This is a genomic window from Halomonas sp. LBP4 (genome assembly GCF_003202205.1).
Lineage (GTDB): Bacteria > Pseudomonadota > Gammaproteobacteria > Pseudomonadales > Halomonadaceae > Halomonas > Halomonas flagellata.
This window is the reverse complement of sequence record NZ_PDOG01000008.1, coordinates 114,198-129,020: the sequence shown is the minus strand read 5'-3', so window position 1 is coordinate 129,020 and position 14,823 is coordinate 114,198. Positions and strand designations below refer to the sequence as shown.

16 protein-coding genes and 2 pseudogenes are annotated in these 14,823 nt (G+C 64.6%); 3 read left to right on the top strand and 15 right to left on the bottom strand.

Annotated elements, in window-relative coordinates; genetic code table 11:
* Window positions 1-118: 118 nt before the first annotated feature.
* The 7 genes and pseudogenes from CR157_RS22870 to CR157_RS22415 form a co-directional block, all read right to left on the bottom strand.
* Window positions 119-297 (bottom strand): annotated as a pseudogene (locus CR157_RS22870) (aldehyde dehydrogenase family protein); the annotation flags it as partial.
* A gap of 123 nt (window positions 298-420) precedes the next feature.
* Window positions 421-837: a CBS domain-containing protein gene (locus CR157_RS19895; protein ID WP_110285305.1), complete on the bottom strand. Its 417-nt coding sequence runs from the start codon at window positions 835-837 to the stop codon at window positions 421-423.
* A gap of 412 nt (window positions 838-1,249) precedes the next feature.
* On the bottom strand, window positions 1,250-2,080 hold the full coding sequence (locus CR157_RS19890) for a 3-keto-5-aminohexanoate cleavage protein (protein ID WP_110285281.1): 831 nt from the start codon (window positions 2,078-2,080) through the stop codon (window positions 1,250-1,252).
* A 149-nt stretch (window positions 2,081-2,229) separates the two neighbouring features.
* Window positions 2,230-2,862, bottom strand: a complete 633-nt coding sequence (pcaG, locus tag CR157_RS19885; RefSeq protein WP_110285280.1) for a protocatechuate 3,4-dioxygenase subunit alpha — start codon at window positions 2,860-2,862, stop codon at window positions 2,230-2,232.
* Between the two features lie 56 nt (window positions 2,863-2,918).
* Window positions 2,919-3,641, bottom strand: coding sequence for a protocatechuate 3,4-dioxygenase subunit beta (pcaH, locus tag CR157_RS19880; protein WP_110285279.1), 723 nt, complete (start codon window positions 3,639-3,641; stop codon window positions 2,919-2,921).
* A gap of 105 nt (window positions 3,642-3,746) precedes the next feature.
* Entirely contained in the window at window positions 3,747-4,682 is a 936-nt protein-coding gene (pcaQ, locus tag CR157_RS19875) for a pca operon transcription factor PcaQ (protein WP_110285278.1), read from the bottom strand.
* On the bottom strand, window positions 4,683-5,030 hold the full coding sequence (locus CR157_RS22415; protein ID WP_146218738.1) for a hypothetical protein: 348 nt from the start codon (window positions 5,028-5,030) through the stop codon (window positions 4,683-4,685).
* 26 nt (window positions 5,031-5,056) lie between these two features.
* Between CR157_RS22415 and CR157_RS22690 the strand changes: the two genes are divergently transcribed.
* Window positions 5,057-5,221, top strand: a complete 165-nt coding sequence (locus CR157_RS22690) for a hypothetical protein (protein ID WP_181422123.1) — start codon at window positions 5,057-5,059, stop codon at window positions 5,219-5,221.
* A 27-nt stretch (window positions 5,222-5,248) separates the two neighbouring features.
* On the opposite strand, the gene CR157_RS19870 is transcribed toward CR157_RS22690, so the two are convergent.
* The 3 genes from CR157_RS19870 to CR157_RS19860 are packed head-to-tail and all read right to left on the bottom strand — an operon-like array spanning window position 5,249 to window position 6,623.
* Window positions 5,249-5,953, bottom strand: a complete 705-nt coding sequence (locus CR157_RS19870) for a plasmid pRiA4b ORF-3 family protein (protein ID WP_110285277.1) — start codon at window positions 5,951-5,953, stop codon at window positions 5,249-5,251.
* A complete protein-coding gene (locus CR157_RS19865) occupies window positions 5,946-6,317 on the bottom strand; it encodes a helix-turn-helix domain-containing protein (RefSeq protein WP_110285276.1) in 372 nt (123 codons plus the stop codon). The genes CR157_RS19870 and CR157_RS19865 overlap by 8 nt, the downstream gene beginning before the upstream one ends.
* A gap of 3 nt (window positions 6,318-6,320) precedes the next feature.
* Window positions 6,321-6,623 (bottom strand): type II toxin-antitoxin system HigB family toxin, encoded by a 303-nt coding sequence (locus CR157_RS19860; protein WP_110285275.1) that lies wholly within the window; start codon window positions 6,621-6,623, stop codon window positions 6,321-6,323.
* Between the two features lie 691 nt (window positions 6,624-7,314).
* Here CR157_RS19860 and CR157_RS22865 point away from each other — a divergent pair.
* Window positions 7,315-8,262 (top strand): annotated as a pseudogene (locus CR157_RS22865) (DEAD/DEAH box helicase family protein).
* Between the two features lie 57 nt (window positions 8,263-8,319).
* On the top strand, window positions 8,320-8,730 hold the full coding sequence (locus CR157_RS22855) for a hypothetical protein (RefSeq protein WP_219999979.1): 411 nt from the start codon (window positions 8,320-8,322) through the stop codon (window positions 8,728-8,730).
* 407 nt (window positions 8,731-9,137) lie between these two features.
* On the opposite strand, the gene CR157_RS19850 is transcribed toward CR157_RS22855, so the two are convergent.
* The 5 genes from CR157_RS19850 to CR157_RS19830 all read right to left on the bottom strand — a co-directional run bounded on the left by CR157_RS19850 (window position 9,138) and on the right by CR157_RS19830 (window position 14,770).
* Window positions 9,138-10,268 (bottom strand): hypothetical protein, encoded by a 1,131-nt coding sequence (locus tag CR157_RS19850; RefSeq protein ID WP_110285274.1) that lies wholly within the window; start codon window positions 10,266-10,268, stop codon window positions 9,138-9,140.
* Window positions 10,269-10,411: 143 nt separating this feature from the next.
* Window positions 10,412-11,611 carry an alpha/beta fold hydrolase gene (locus CR157_RS19845; protein WP_110285273.1) on the bottom strand — a complete coding sequence of 400 codons (1,200 nt, stop codon included), beginning with the start codon at window positions 11,609-11,611 and terminating at the stop codon, window positions 10,412-10,414.
* Window positions 11,612-11,897: 286 nt separating this feature from the next.
* The gene (gene pcaF / locus CR157_RS19840) at window positions 11,898-13,100 is read right to left on the bottom strand and encodes a 3-oxoadipyl-CoA thiolase (RefSeq protein WP_110285272.1); all 1,203 of its coding nucleotides are present in this window, start codon (window positions 13,098-13,100) and stop codon (window positions 11,898-11,900) included.
* Between the two features lie 66 nt (window positions 13,101-13,166).
* Window positions 13,167-13,940, bottom strand: coding sequence for a CoA-transferase subunit beta (locus CR157_RS19835; protein ID WP_110285271.1), 774 nt, complete (start codon window positions 13,938-13,940; stop codon window positions 13,167-13,169).
* Complete coding sequence (locus CR157_RS19830; protein WP_110285270.1) at window positions 13,940-14,770, bottom strand: CoA transferase subunit A; 831 nt, start codon at window positions 14,768-14,770, stop codon at window positions 13,940-13,942. The genes CR157_RS19835 and CR157_RS19830 overlap by 1 nt, the downstream gene beginning before the upstream one ends.
* Window positions 14,771-14,823 lie beyond the last annotated feature (53 nt).

The following is a 14,823-nucleotide window of genomic DNA, read 5'->3' as shown; positions in this document are numbered from 1 at the left end:
CCAAGGTGTGGCCGGCGGTCAACCGGGTCGACAACGTCTTCGGCGACCGCCAGCTGATCTGCTCCTGCCCGAGCATCGACGCCTATCGTGATTGAAAGACGTGGCTGACGGTGATGTCTCAGAACGGATAGGGGCGCGGCGTATGCTGGACGCTGTCCAGTGATCGGTAGTGAACTCCTCGATGGCCCAGTCGCCGTTGAAGCGGCCCAGGCCGGAGTTCTTCTCGCCGCCGAAGGGCACATGCGCCTCGTCGTTGACCGGCATGTCGTTCACATGGGTCATGCCCGCACGGATGCCCTATCGGTCAACGTAGTTGTCCGGTGCCTCGCAGGCGATCACGCAGAACGGAGCAAGCATCAGATAGACACAGCACGGCGGCGGGCATGGGATGCCCGCCGCCGTTCGCGATGACACCGCTGGTCAGTGATGGGCGGAAACCGCTTCCATGAATTCACCCCGAAGTTCATGGGGGGTGGTATGCGATAGGTCACCCATGGACAGCATACCGACCAGGCGCTTGTTCTTGTTGATGACAGGCAAGCGGCGAACCTGCCGCTCTTCCATCAGATGCACGACATCTTCGACGCTGTCATCTTCCCAGCAATAGACGATGTCGCTGGTCATCACGTCACGGGCGGTGAGCGATGCAATGTCCTTACCTTCGACGATACCGCGGCATACAATGTCACGATCGGTCAGCATTCCCACCAGCCGATCATTCTCGCCAAGGGGCACCGCCCCAATGTCTTTCTCCCGAAAGAGCTTGGCGATCTCCGTGAGCGAGGTATCGGGGGGGCACCACTCTACTCCGCGGTGCATGACTTCACTGACGTTCATGGCCTTATCCCCCTGTCTGGACTGCATATAAAATATAGCAAAAACGGCCGAAAATCGGGCGGGGACGGGACCATATAAGTAAGCCGACTCAGGGGCCATCACCGTCTCGATATGCCGGCTCGTGAAGGGAAACAGAACGGATGGTGCTATGGCTCCTCGGCACGGAAAAGGCCCCGCCAGCTGGGCATGACCCGCGCCGCCTATGCCTAGGAGCCTGTCGGACTTAACGCTGATCTACTGCGAAACCCGGGCTTTCGGCCAACTTCATTCGATCTGCTTCGTTAAAGAGCCCGCTATTCGCCTCATCAGATCGATAAACTTGTCTCGAAATCCGTGTCTCTCGCGACGATCGGTCAAATCCGACAGGCTCCTAGCGGCTCAAGAAGCATGGCATGCGCTGAGGCTCCCCTCGTCAGCCGGCCTTCAGGCCCAGGATCTCGCGGGCCTGCTGCCAGGTGGCCACGGGGCGTTCGTACTTCTCGCACAGCGCCACGGTGCGCTCGACCAGGGCCGCATTCGAGGGAGCCAGGGTGTCGCGATCGAGGCGCACATTGTCCTCGAGACCCGTGCGGGTATGGCCGCCCGCGGCGATGGACCACTCGTTGAGCAGGACCTGGTTGGGCCCGATGCCGGCGCCGCACCACTGGGCGTCCGGGGCGAGCCGCTTCAGGGTCTCGATATAGAAGTCGAAGGTCGGCTTGTCCGCCGGCATGGCGTTCTTGACGCCCATCACGAACTGCACGTAGAGCGGCGCCTTGAGCTTGCCCTGTTTCGAGAGGTTCACCGCCTGATGGAGGTGTGACAGGTCGAACGCCTCGATCTCGGGCTTGATGTCGTACTTGAGCATCTCCTCGGCGAGCCAGTCCACCAGCTGCGGCGGGTTCTCGTAGACGCGGTTGGGGAAGTTGTTGGAGCCCACCGAGAGGCTGGCCATGTCGGGCTTGAGCGGCAACATGCCGCCGCGCTCCTCGCCTGCCCCCGAACGCCCGCCGGTGGAGAGCTGGACGATCATGCCCGGGCAGTGTTTCTTCAGGCCCTCCAACAACCTGGCGAACTTCTCGGGATCCGAGGTGGGGGTCTGGTCATCATTGCGCACATGGCAATGGGCGATGCTGGCCCCGGCCTCGAAGGCCGCCTGGGTGCTCTCGATCTGCTCCTCGATGGTGATGGGAACGGCAGGGTTGTTTTCCTTGCGCGGCAGGCTGCCGGTGATGGCAACGCAGATGATGCAGGGGCTGGACATGGGACCTCTCCTCGTATCGAAACGATACGCTGGTTCTTTTCGTTGGCGGGGTGTTTCCCCGCGCGTGGGTGGTCGGCGTCGTCAACGCCGAACGCCGCCCCCTGGGGACGGCGCTGACGGCTGAGTTCCTGGTGCTCAGGAGCGCCGTATCAGAAGTCGAAGAAGACCGTTTCGCCCTCGCCCTGCAGGCGGATATCGAGGCGGTAGCGCACCTTGCCCTCGACTTCCTCTCGTTTCGCGATCAGCGTCTGGCGGCGGGCCGGCGACTCGATGCGGCTCAGCACCGGACACTGGGCGTTGGCCTCGGCCTCGTCCTCGAAGTAGAGGCGGGTCTGCAGGTGGATGTTGATGCCGCGGGCGAAGAGCGTCAGGTTGATGTGCGGTGCCTGCGGCTGGCCGCTGGCGTGGGCCACCGGGCCCGGCTTGATGGTCTTGAGAGACCATTCGCTGCCGTGGTCGAACGTCGTGGCGGTGCGCCCGAAGCCGTTGAACGGCTTCTTCAGGTCGTACTCGCGCTGGTACTCGCCCTTGGCGTCGGCCTGCCAGGCCTCGAGGAAGGCGTCGCGCACCAGGTCGCCGTTGCCGTCGACCACGGTACCGACGACCTCGATCGGCTCGCCCTCGGCCTCGGGCCTGGCCATCTCGTTCCAGATCTCCTCGTCACGGGTCGGGTTGCCGGCAGCGGCCAGGGCCAGGCCGATATGCACATAGGGCCCGGCGGTCTGGGAGGCGGTCTCGCGCAGCATCAGTTCACTGGCGGGCTGGGTGTTGGGCTGTTTCATGTCGGATTCTCCCCATCCTGTCGCTGGTTCTCGAACCGGTTACTGGTTTTCGACGGTCACTGGTTTTCGAAGTAGGTCTGCAGTTCACCGCGTACCACCAGGTCGAAGCGGTAGGCCAGGCAGTCCATGGGGTTGCTGCGGGCCATGTCCAGGCGACCGACCATGGTCTCGACGGCATCGCGATCCTTGATGGTGTTGACGATGGGGCACAGCGGGATCAGCGGATCGCCCTCGAAGTACATCTGGGTGATCAGGCGGGTGGAGATCGACGGCCCCATCACCGAGACGTGGATGTGGGATGGACGCCAGCTGTTCATGTCGTTGGGCCAGGGGTAAGGGCCCGGCTTGATGGTGCGGAAACGGTACCAGCCCGCCTCATCGGTCAGACAGCGGCCCACGCCGCCGAAGTTGGGATCCAGCGGCGCCAGGTAGCGGTCGTTCTTGTGGCGATAGCGGCCGCCGGCGTTGGCCTGCCACATCTCCACCAGGGTATGGGGCACCGGCTTGCCGAACTGGTCGACCACCCGGCCGAACATGATGATGCGCTCGCCCTGGGGGAGGCCCTGGCCCTGGCTGAAGTTCAGCAGCAGGTCATTGTCGTGGGGGCCCATGCGCAGATGACGAAAATCGGGGCCGCTGAGCTCCGAGGCAGTGGGCTTCTGCATGCTGACCAGCGCCTGCTGCGGGGAGCGGGCCACGGAGGTCTTGTAGCCGGGCGCATAGGCCGGCGGATGCCAGTTGCGGTCACGTTCAACGAAGCGCTTGTTGTCTTCCTGCATATCGATCGTCTCTGGGGTGATTGATTGATCCCCATCAGGGTGGTGTCTTGCCACACGACTGCCAATTGACGTCTCCACGCCACCACATAACCCATAGGTTATGGACTAGCGAGTGACCGCCGCCAGCCCGGTCGCCACCTCCCGCAGCGTCTCGCAGAAGGCCTCCAGCCCCAGCGAGGGCTGCAGGGTGGTATTGGTGCAGAGCCCCACCGAGCCCCCCTGCTGCTCCAGCGGCAGCGAAAGCTCGCAGAGCTGCCCTGCCGCAATGCCCTCGCGCACGGCCTCCTCCGGTGCCACCCAGATGGCATCACTGCCCAGGGTGTAGCCGCAGCTGAGCGGCAACGAGAGGGTCTCCAGCAGACGCGACGGCAGGGTCAGGGCGTGGCGCACGCAGAAACTGTCCACCTGCTGGCGGAGCGTCGTCTGGGGCGGCGGCAGCACCCAGGGGTAGTCCACCACCTCGGCGGCATGGAGCTCGCGCTTGCCGGCCAGCGGATGCCCGGCCCGCACCACCAGCAGCAGGCGCTCGTAGTAGAGGTGCTCGAAGGCCAGGTCATGGATCTCGCGCGCCTCGGTCATGCGCCCCACCACCAGGTCCAGTTCGCCGCGGCGCAGCCGCGAGAGCAGGAAGGCACTGGGGCCGGTCACCACGTTGATGCCCACCTCCCGGCGGGAAGCCTCCTCGGCATGCCAGCGCCGAATGGCTTCGGGCAGCAGCCGGCTCTCCACGGTGGAGAGGGCGCCCACTCGCAGCCAGCGCGTCCCACGATCTACATCCCCTATCGCCCCCACGCCCTCCTCCAGAGCCCGCAATGCCGGTCCCGCATGGCGCAGCAGGGTCAGGCCCGCCTGGGTCAGGGCCACCCCCTGGGGCGTGCGCTCGAACAGGCTGGCCCCCAGTATCTCCTCGAGTTCGCGGATGGTCTTGGACATGCCCGGCTGGGTGATCGCCAGTCGTTCCGCGGCTCGCGCGAAGCTGCGCTGGCGCGCCACCTCCAGAAAGGCCTGTAGATGGCGCAGCTTGATGCGGGCGTTGAGCATTCAGGCCTCCTGCGGGCGGGAGACGAGCAGCCGGCGGGTGCTCGCCATGGCCACCAGGCTGATCAGCAGGGTCGGCAGAAAGGCCAGCGCCACGGTCCCCGAGAGGTCATTGAGCCAGCCGCCGACCACGGTGATGGCGAAGACCAGAAGATAGCCGAAGCAGAGCATGCCGGCCATCAGCCGCGGCAGGGCCTGATGCAGCCTGGACGGACGTATGCTGTCGGTGCTGCCCCAGGATGCCTCCCCACAACCTGACCGGGATCGCCTGGACCGGCACTTCAGAAACTGCTTCCAGGCATGAGACGCTGCACAGCGCTGGCTGCCCAGGCCTGGCAGCGACTTACTCACTCGGAAGCCTCCCAGGAGGCCACCCCATGCACATCGCTATCCGCTTCATCCTGCTCCTGTTGCTCGCCGTACCCCTGCCAGCTGCCGCGCAGGACTTCGATGATTTCAACACTCCGGGCGTCAACGAAGGCGCCATCGGTTCCGGATACGACGACTTCTCCACCCCCGACGTCAACGAGGGAGCCTGGTAGCGCACGGGGGGAAACGCTCGGCGGCGTCTATCCCTTGCGATTCCTGTCCCTCTCGGCCTGCAGCGCCTGCATCAGTTCCTCGATGGTGCGAAGGTTCTCCTCGTGGAGCGAGGCATCCCTATCCCGCTTGGCGGCGGCCCTCGGCGGCATACGCCGTTCGGCTGCCTTGCGGCCGCCCCGGCGAAAGCCGGCCTGGATCGGCTCTAGCATGAAGGCGATCTCGTCCTCGTCCAGCTTTTGCGGATCGAAATCGCCGCCCATGGCGTCCAGCAGCATCTCGCCGTGCTCGTCGCCGCGCCCGGCGGCGGCTGCCTTGAGCGCCTCAAAACCACCGGTGCCGCCGATATCTTCCGGCGGGCAGGCCATGGCACCATCGATCAGCCGCGGGCAAGGGTTGGTCTCGGCGAGGTCGGTCTCTTCCACCACGATGCGATGCACCCAGTCGTCGCCGAAGTCGTAGAGGTAGTGGAAGGTGTTGTCCTTCAGCTGCGAGGCGATGGTCTTGAGCTTGGCGTTGCGCGCCAACGCGATGGGGCGGTCGCTCCAGTCGTCCGGCTCGCCGTAGAAACGGCCATTGCACTCGAATTCGAAGAGGTGACAATCCTCCCAGCCCATGGCGGCCTGGATGACCTCGTGCAGGCGGTGCAGGTTGATCTGCTCCGGCACCAGTACGCGGCGCCAGACCAGGGGATCGGTGTCGAGCAATTCGATACGCAGGCGAATATCAGGCATGGTGAGGGGGCTTGATCAGGCTCTCGGCAGGAATGCCGAACATGTCGTGAAGTTTCCAGACCATGGCGAGGGTCAGGTTGCGCTTGCCGTTCAGGATCTCATAGACGCGGTTGCGTCGGCCAATGGCGGGTTCAAGATCCTTGGGCGTGAGCCCTTGCTGCTCCATGCGAAACTTGATGGCCTCGATGGGGTCCGGCAGGTCTACCGGAAAGTGCTTGGCTTCATAGGCCTCGACCAGCGTCAAGAGGATCTCGAAGCGGTCGCCCTCTTCTGTGCCTGGTTCCGGCTCATTGTCGAAGTAGGCGGACACTTCCCGCAATGCGGCTAGGTAGTCGTCCTCGGTACGAATGGGGCGAATATTCATGGGTTACTCCATCTCTACGGTTTCGGCATCCACCTTGTCGTACTCCGCGTGAGTGCCGATGAACTTGATGTAGACCGCACCAAACCGATAGGCAACGGCGACGATCAGCCGATAGTCGTTGCCCTTGATGTTGAACACGACGCGCTTGTTGCCCACTGGACTGGCGCTGCGGTACTTGGCCTTGATGTCATGCGCATCTTTCCAGTCGGCATGCTTCACCTCATCGACCCAGGCTTCCAGTGGCGCCTTGGCATCAGGATGTAGCATCCAGAAGTCGCGCAGATTCTTGATGGCGATGATCCTCATGCGCCCATCATGTCCCAATATGGGACCATGCGCAAGCCGAGACGTTCGCAAGGCAGTCCAGAGTAGCAACGACTCGCTCGCCGCGCATTGCAGAGTCAAGTACAGAGTGGCCCGCCATGGGCTCGGCGTGGCAGGGCGTTCGTTAACTTGAGTTACTACCAGCGCCCGCGCGAGGGAATGCCCAAGGAGTCCGCATGCTGCCGAGTATCGTCGCCCATGAACTGCAGCTGAGCCTGCGCGACTACCTGCGGGCGGCCTTCCCGATCTCCACGCCACACTTCCGTGCCGATGCCGACCAGGGTGAGACGCCGCGGATAGCTGCGTGGTCGCCCGCACCCCGCGGCTGCTGGATCAGATTGCCAACGCACTGGCAACCCGCGGCGTGCCCCGTCCCATCTCGCGCAGTGCGCCCGACGACGAGTCCGAACAGCCCGGCGTGCGCCTGGTCTCGCTGCAAGCGCGATCCAGACTGGATCCCAGAGCGCTCTCCCGGAGGCACCCGGCATGGCAACAGCCTCTTGATCGGTGGTCAGCTTCAGCGCAGTGGATCGCTGCCACAGTGGCTGTGATTCAGGAGTTTCCGGACGTTTGACCCCTGGCCAGCATCCCCCACAATGGTGGCAGCATATTCGTCGATGACGATCTACAACCCTATCCCGACCAGTGGGCCTTCCTGGCTTCGGTCTCTACGATGGCACCCCATGATATCGAGCCCACCATCCTGAGTGCCCTCGGGGCAGCGCATCCACTGGATGTCACCTTCATCGGCGAGGAGGACCTGGCCACACCATGGCGGCGATCCCCAAGTTTCCCGAAGCAGCCTCATGCCGGTCAGATGCCCTCATCGCTGACTGTCACACTGGCCAACCTGATCTACTTCGAGAAATCTGAACTACCCCAAGCAATTACCAATCGCCTGATCCGACTGGCGGCCTTCCAGAACCCGGAGTTCTATAAGGCTCAGGCGCTACGGCTATCCGTATGGAACAAGCCCCGCGTCATCGGCTGTGCAGAGAACTACCCCTTACACATCGCCCTACCTCGTGGCTGCCTCGACGCCGTTCAGACCCTGCTGGGAGAGCAGAATATTGCCTGTGAGTTTCGGGATGAGCGTCAGTATGGAACCCCGCTGGACACACGCTTCAGCGGCAAGCTGCGTACCGACCAGCAAGCCGCTGTGAATGAGATGCTGCGACATGACGCCGGTATCCTGTGTGCGCCTACCGCCTTCGGGAAGACGGTCACAGCCGCAGCCATGATTGCCCGGCGTGGCACCAATACCCTGATACTGGTCCATCGCCGAGACCTACTCCGCCAGTAGCGGGAGCGCCTTCAGTTCTTTCTCTCCGCTGATAAAGATGTGGTTGGCGTGATCGGCGGTGGCAAGTCCCAGCCCACCGGCAAGATCGACATTGCGGTGATGCAGTCGTTATCTCGACAAGGCGAGGTCGCCTCCTTGGTCGAAAAGTACGGCCACGTCCTCGTCGATGAGTGCCACCATGTCGGCGCGGTATCCTTCGATGCCATTCTCAAAAAGGTCAAGGCCCGGTTTGTCCTCGGGTTGACTGCCACGCCCATACGCCGTGACGGCCAACAGCCTATTATCTACATGCAATGCGGCCCAATCCGCCATACGTAAGCCCTACCTGCCAATGCGCCAAAAGACCTTTTGATACTGCCGCGCTGGCTGGGAACAATGGTTGATATTTCCCCTGAAGACGGCATCCAGACTATTTTCCGCCATCTGGCCCAGGATGATGCGCGAACAGAAACGATCGCCAACGACATCGCCGATGCCTGTGAAGCAGGACGGAAGATACTGGTCCTGACCGAGCGCACTGATCACCTCAAGGCCATCCAGGCGGCCCTGTCCGGGATGGCCCCACCCCCTTTCGTGCTCCATGGTCGCATGTCACAGAAACAGCGTGCTGAGCTGATGGCTGGGCTCGACGCACTCGCCCATGATCAACCTCGTATTCTACTAGCCACGGGTAAACTGGTCGGCGAGGGCTTTGACTATCCCCCCTCGATACCTTGGTACTTGCCATGCCGGTCTCATGGAAAGGCACCCTGCAACATACGCCGGAAGGCTGCACCGCGAGCATAGCGACAAGGAGAACGTCCGTATCATTGATTACGTGGATGCTGGCCACCCGGCCCTGCTGCGGATGTGGAACAAACGTCGCCGTGGTTACCGAGCCATGGGATATCAGATAGGCGAAGAGACACAACATCTGGACCTTCTTTCCTGACGGCGCCTCGACCCGTGAATATCATCGACCGTTCGAGGATGGTCTCGATACGCCGCGACTCCAGCGGAACTGGGCGTGAAACGTCAAGGCAGCTATTGGCTCGAACGAGGCAAACCTTGGCAACCAGGCCACGGAACACTACCTCAAGCACATCATCAGCCGGTGCGACCATCAGACTGCAGACGCTGTTCGATTGCGCGGACGCGCAGCTGCGATCAGCATGCAGACATCTGAGGGCAGCTAGAAATAGGTTTCTCAGGAGTCACGGCAACAACCCAAGGCGTTGCAGCTGTTCGAGGAAACGCCCCTTGCGCCGATGCTCGGCCACTATCCTGTCCAGGCGCTCCTCGAAGGCGGTCTGCTCGCCGCGTTCGATGGCCAGCTCACGCAGGTCCGCAAGCAACCCGGCGGCCATCTCGTAGCCCTTGGGCTGCCGACGGCCAATCTGGCTCTGCGCTTCCTGCCAGGCTCGCTCGCCCAGCCTGGCCACCTGAGCCATTCGCTCCCGACGCTGTTTCTCCTCTGCCGCCGCCTGCTCCGCTTCCCGGCGTGCCTTCTCCTCCAGATAGGCCTGGCGATGTCGCTCGTGCGAGGCATTGGCCTGTAGCTTCAACTCGGCCACGCTGCACCGAGGCGGCTGATCCGCCTGACCATACTGGCGAAGGCGGCGCTGCAGCTCGGCGGTCACACTGCCGTCGCCCTCCAGCAGGCGTCGCAGCAGCGCATCCTTTTCCTGCAGGGGAAGGGAGGCGACGAAGCCCTCGACCTCACTGCCGGCAGGCGCCTTCTCGCCGGACTCGGCAGCGGCCTCCACCAGCATGGGATCGAGCGCCATGAACTCGGCCAGCGCCTGCTGGCTGGGGGTCAGGGGGCCGATCCCCGGCAGCGGCTCCAGGGCCTCTTCGCGGATATAGCCGACCTGTACGGCCCACAGCCAACACAGGTAGAACAGCCGCAGGTCACCGGAGAGCAGCTCCTGGCGCAACCCCGCCAGCGCCACCATCCAGCCGCTGCCATCGTCGAACTCCTCCCATTCCGCTTCTTCATCGGCTTCGACATCAATGTCGATCAACCAGCCTTCGGGAGTCTGGCGAACCTCCAACAGCTCGCACTCATCAAGCTGAAAGGCGTCAAAATCCGCCGGATTGAGCGCGGCATCGGGCAGCCGAATCAACAGCCGCTTGGATCCCCAGATCGCCACATAGACATGCAGGTCGAAGTAGCGCTGCAGCAGTCGGGTGGGGTCGGCCTTCAGGTCGCCCCACTCGTAGTGGTTGGTGAAGCTGGTGGACGTGATGCGCGCCCGGCTGGAGATCGCTCGCAGCGCCTGTTGATCATCGGCGCTCAAGGGCCGGTCCACGGCCAGGAATTCGTAGTACTGGTATTCGCTCATAGAGAATAAGGTCGCGGTCTGTGGGCAACCATCACTTATACCTACTATCTGTATCACGCGGACTCCATCGCCCCCTTCTGACGCTCGGTGCCTAGGCGAGCCAACGCAGCAGGGGGCGAGGGATTCTCGACAAGGAAGACCCGTCAGGCTTCGCCGTTGCCCCAGCCCAGCTCCTTCGCCAGTGCAAAGGCGTGATTGGCCGCCGGCACGCCACCATAGATGGCCACGTGCATCAGCACCTGGCGCAGCTCGGCCTCGGTGAGGCCGATGCGCTGGGCGGTCTTGAGGTGCAGCGTGAGCTCCTCGCGGCCCAGGGCGGCCAGGATCCCGGTGGTGATCATGCTGCGCTCGCGACGGGTCAGGTCGTCGTTGCTCCACAGCTCGCCCCAGGCCAGGCGGGTGATCATCTGCTGGAAGGGGGCATCCAGGCTGGTGGCGTTCTCGGTCGAGCGGGCCACGTGCTCCTCGCCCAGCACCTGCTTGCGGGTCTCCAGGCCATCGGCGTAGGGCACCCCCTGCTCCCCGACCCGCGAGCGATCCGCGGCCAGCCACAGCAGCAGCCGCTTGGCCACTGCCTCGGGAGACTCCACCGAGGGCACATGGGCGAAGTTCTCGAGGATCTCCAGCGGCGCACCGTCGCACTCGGCAGACAGGGCCTGCAGCGTCTCGGGCGGAGTGGCCAGGTCCTCGCTGCCGCCCAGCAGCCGGACCCTCACGTCCGGGTATTGCGATAGAGGGCCGGCGAGCTTGCCGGTGAAGTCGGTGCGGCCGAGCATCTCGCACAGCCGCGCATAGCTCTCGGCGTCGGTGCGCGCCATCTGGGTGCGCCAGCCGGTCTCCAGGACCGGCTCGGCCGCGAGCCGCTCGGCGGAGAACCAGCGCGGCACGATCTCGCCGGAAATCGCTGCCAGCCCCTCGTCGCGCACGCGGCCGGCACGGGTGGTCCAGAGTTCACTGGTGCCGATCACCGCCCCGGTGTTGGTCAGGGTCGCCGAGAGCAGCCGCTCGGCATGCTCGGCCAGCAGTTGCTGGCCCACCACGCCGCCGATGGAGGTGCCGACGAAGTGGAACCGGCCGGCACCGGCATGATCGGCCAGGGCCAGTGCCTCGGCGGCCAGCGCCGCCGGGGTAATCTCGCCGCCGTCCGTCGGCCAGGCCTGGCTGGCGCCATGGCCGGGCAGGTCCCAGGTCAGCACACGATAGCGCGGCAGCAGCGCCGGCAGCAGGTCGTCCCACACCGCCTGGGTCATGCCCAGCGGGTGGGCCAGCATCACCAGCGGGTTGGCCTCGGCGCCCAGCAGACGGTAGGCCACGCTGCAGCCGTCGATATCCAGAAAAGCCATCACAGCCTCCTTCGGAAAAATGCAAAAAAAACCGGCGCGTGACTTATGCCGGCTTCGATATAGCCCTCAGGGAAAGCATCTCCCGGGGTCGCTCAGTTCAGGCGCCGAGGCCACGCTTTTGGGGTCAGACCCCAGCCCTGTCGTGTCGGCCCGCTTGGTGCACCAGGCTGGCCGTGACACCGCCGCCGGGGTCTGACCCCCAAAGCTTCGCCAACGCTGGCAACCAACCACCAACCTTTCCACAACCATTTGATTTATCAGAAAGACTCGTGGGGGCAGGCCTGACTCAAACTCTTTCAATCAGCGTTGCGATGCCCTGCCCCACGCCCACGCACATGGTGCACAAAGCATAGCGCTTGTTCTGCTTGTGCAACTCGTGAGCCGCGGTCAGCAGCAGGCGCGCGCCGGACATGCCCAGCGGGTGGCCCAGGGCAATGCCGCCGCCGTTGGGGTTGACCCGCGGGTCATCGTCCTTGAGCCCGAGGTCGCGCATGCAGGCGAGCGCCTGGGCGGCGAAGGCCTCGTTGAGCTCGATCACGTCGATCTCGTCCAGCGACACGCCCAGCCGGTCCAGCAGCTTGCGCACCGCCGGCACCGGGCCGATGCCCATGGTGCGCGGCTCGACCCCGGCGGTGGCCATCCCCAGGATCCTGGCCATGGGCGTGAGGCCGTGCTTCTCCACGGCGGCTTCACTGGCCACCAGCATGGCGGCGGCGCCGTCGTTGACCCCGGAGGCGTTGCCGGCGGTGACGCTGCCGCCCTCGCGGAAGGGCGTCGGCAGGCCGGCCAGCTTCTCCAGGGTGGTCTCACGCAGGTGCTCGTCCTGGTCGAAGACCAGCGGCGCTTGCTTGCGCCGCGGGATCTCGATGGCGGTGATCTCCTCGGCGAAGCGACCCGCCTGCTGGGCGGCGGCGGCCTTCTGCTGGGAGCGCAGGGCGAAGGCGTCCTGGTCCTCGCGGGAGATGTCGAACTGCTCGGCGACGTTCTCGGCGGTCTCCGGCATGGCGTCGACGCCGTACTGCTTCTTCATCAAGGGATTGATGAAGCGCCAGCCGATGGTGGTGTCCTCGATCTTCTGGGTCCGGGAGAAGGCACTCTCGGCCTTGCCCAGCACATAGGGCGCGCGGGACATGGATTCCACGCCACCGGCCAGGGCCAGCTCGAACTCGCCGGCCTTGATGGCGCGGAAGGCGGTACCCACCGCGTCCATGCCCGAGCCGCACAGGCGGTTCATGGTGGTGCCGGGCACCGAGGTCGGCAGGCCCGCCAGCAGCGCCGACATGCGTGCCACGTTGCGGTTGTCTTCGCCGGCCTGGTTGGCGCAGCCCATGATCACCTCGTCGATGGCGACGGGGTCGAGGTGGGGGGCCTCGGCCAGCACCGCCTTGAAGATGGTGGCGGCGAAATCGTCGGGACGCACACTGGCCAGGGTGCCGCCGAAGCGGCCCACGGCGGTGCGCCGCGGATGACAAAGATAGACGTTACTCATTGATAAATCTCCTGAAATTCGCACCTGAAACGCGACGAGCGAAGCATAGACAGTCTTGAGGCGAATTTACTCGCCGGCGTGCTTGCGGTCGGTACGCGCTTTCAAGTCGCGCAGGATCTCGAGCTCGTGGGCCGAGGGCTCCGGGGTGTTCTCGAGTTCGTCGGCGAAACGGATCTCCCAGCCGGTGGCATCACACACGTCCTCGCGGGTCACTCCCGGGTGCAGCGAGACGACCGTCAGCTCCTTGGTCTCGGGGTCGGGCTTCATCACGCAGAGGTCGGTAATGACGCGCGTGGGGCCCTTGCCGATGTTGGGCACGCCGTCGCGGCCCTTGCCGTCGCGGCCGAAGCCCAGGGTGGTGACGAAGTCCACGTCCTTGACGAAGGCGCGCTTGGAGTGCTTCAGGGTGATGAAGACCTCTCCCGCATTCGTCGCAATTTCGGGAGCCCCACCCCCGCCCGGCAGCCGCACCTTGGGATCATGGTAGTCGCCGATCAGGGTGGTGTTGAGGTTGGCGAAGCGGTCGATCTGGGCGGTGCCCAGGAAGCCCACGCTGACCTTCCCGCCCTGCAGCCAGTAGCGAAACATCTCCGGCACCGCGACGGTGGTCAGCGCCGACTCGCACAGCTCGCCGTCGCCGATGGAGAGCGGCAGCACCTCGGGCTTGGTCTGCAGGGTGCCGGATTCGTAGATCAGCACCACGTCGGGGGCATGGGTCAGGCGCGCCAGGTTGGCCGCCTCGCTGGGCAAGCCGATGCCGACGAAGCAGGTCATGCCGTTCTCCAGGGCGCGAGCGGCGGTGACGGTCATCATTTCCGCGGAGGTGTATTCGATGCTCATCAGGACTCTCCTCCTGCGTTGTAGACGTTTTCCTCAAGCCACTGGGTGAAGGCGTCGCGATCGCGGGCGATGGCGTCCCACTCCTTGTAGAAGCGATTGTCGCGGTCGTAGTAGCCGTGGGCATAGGAGGGGTAGGCCCCCTTCTGGGCCACGGCGATGGCGTCGATGGCCCAGCCCGGGATCACGCAGGCGTTGGGATGGTAGTCCGACTGCGTGGTCAGGTCATCGACGATCTCCTCGACGGTGACGATGCTGTGCTTGGCGGCCAGCACGGCTTCCTTCTGCACGCCGACGATGCCTTCCACCAGCACGTTGCCTTTCCGGTCGGCCTTCTGGGCGTGAACGATGGAGACGTCCGGGCGCACCGCGGGCACCGCCGCCAGGCGCTCGCCGGTGAACGGGCACTCGATGAACTTGATCTGGTCGTTGACGTTGGGCAGCTCGCTGCCCACGTAGCCGCGCAGTACCGCCAGTGGCAGGCCGGCGGCGCCGGCCTCGAAGGCGCAGGCCATGGCGGCGTGGCTGTGCTCGAGGATCTCGATCCTGCGGGGCCAGCCCTTCTCGACGGCATCGCGCAGGCGGTGCAGCGAACCCACGCCGGGGTTGCCGCCCCAGGAGAAGATCACCTTCTTCGCGCAGCCCGCGCCGATCAGCTGGTCGTAGATCAGGTCGGGGGTCAGGCGGATCAGGGTCAGGTCCCGCTTGCCCTGACGGATCACCTCGTGACCCGCGGCAAAGGGAATCAGGTGGGTAAAGCCCTCCATGGCCACGGTGGCGCCGTCCTCGACGTAGCGTGCAACCGCGTCATGCAGGCTGAGAAATTCGGCCATCTTGGTTCGCCTCCTGGTGGTTCAGCCGATGCCGGAAGAGCCGACCATCGATA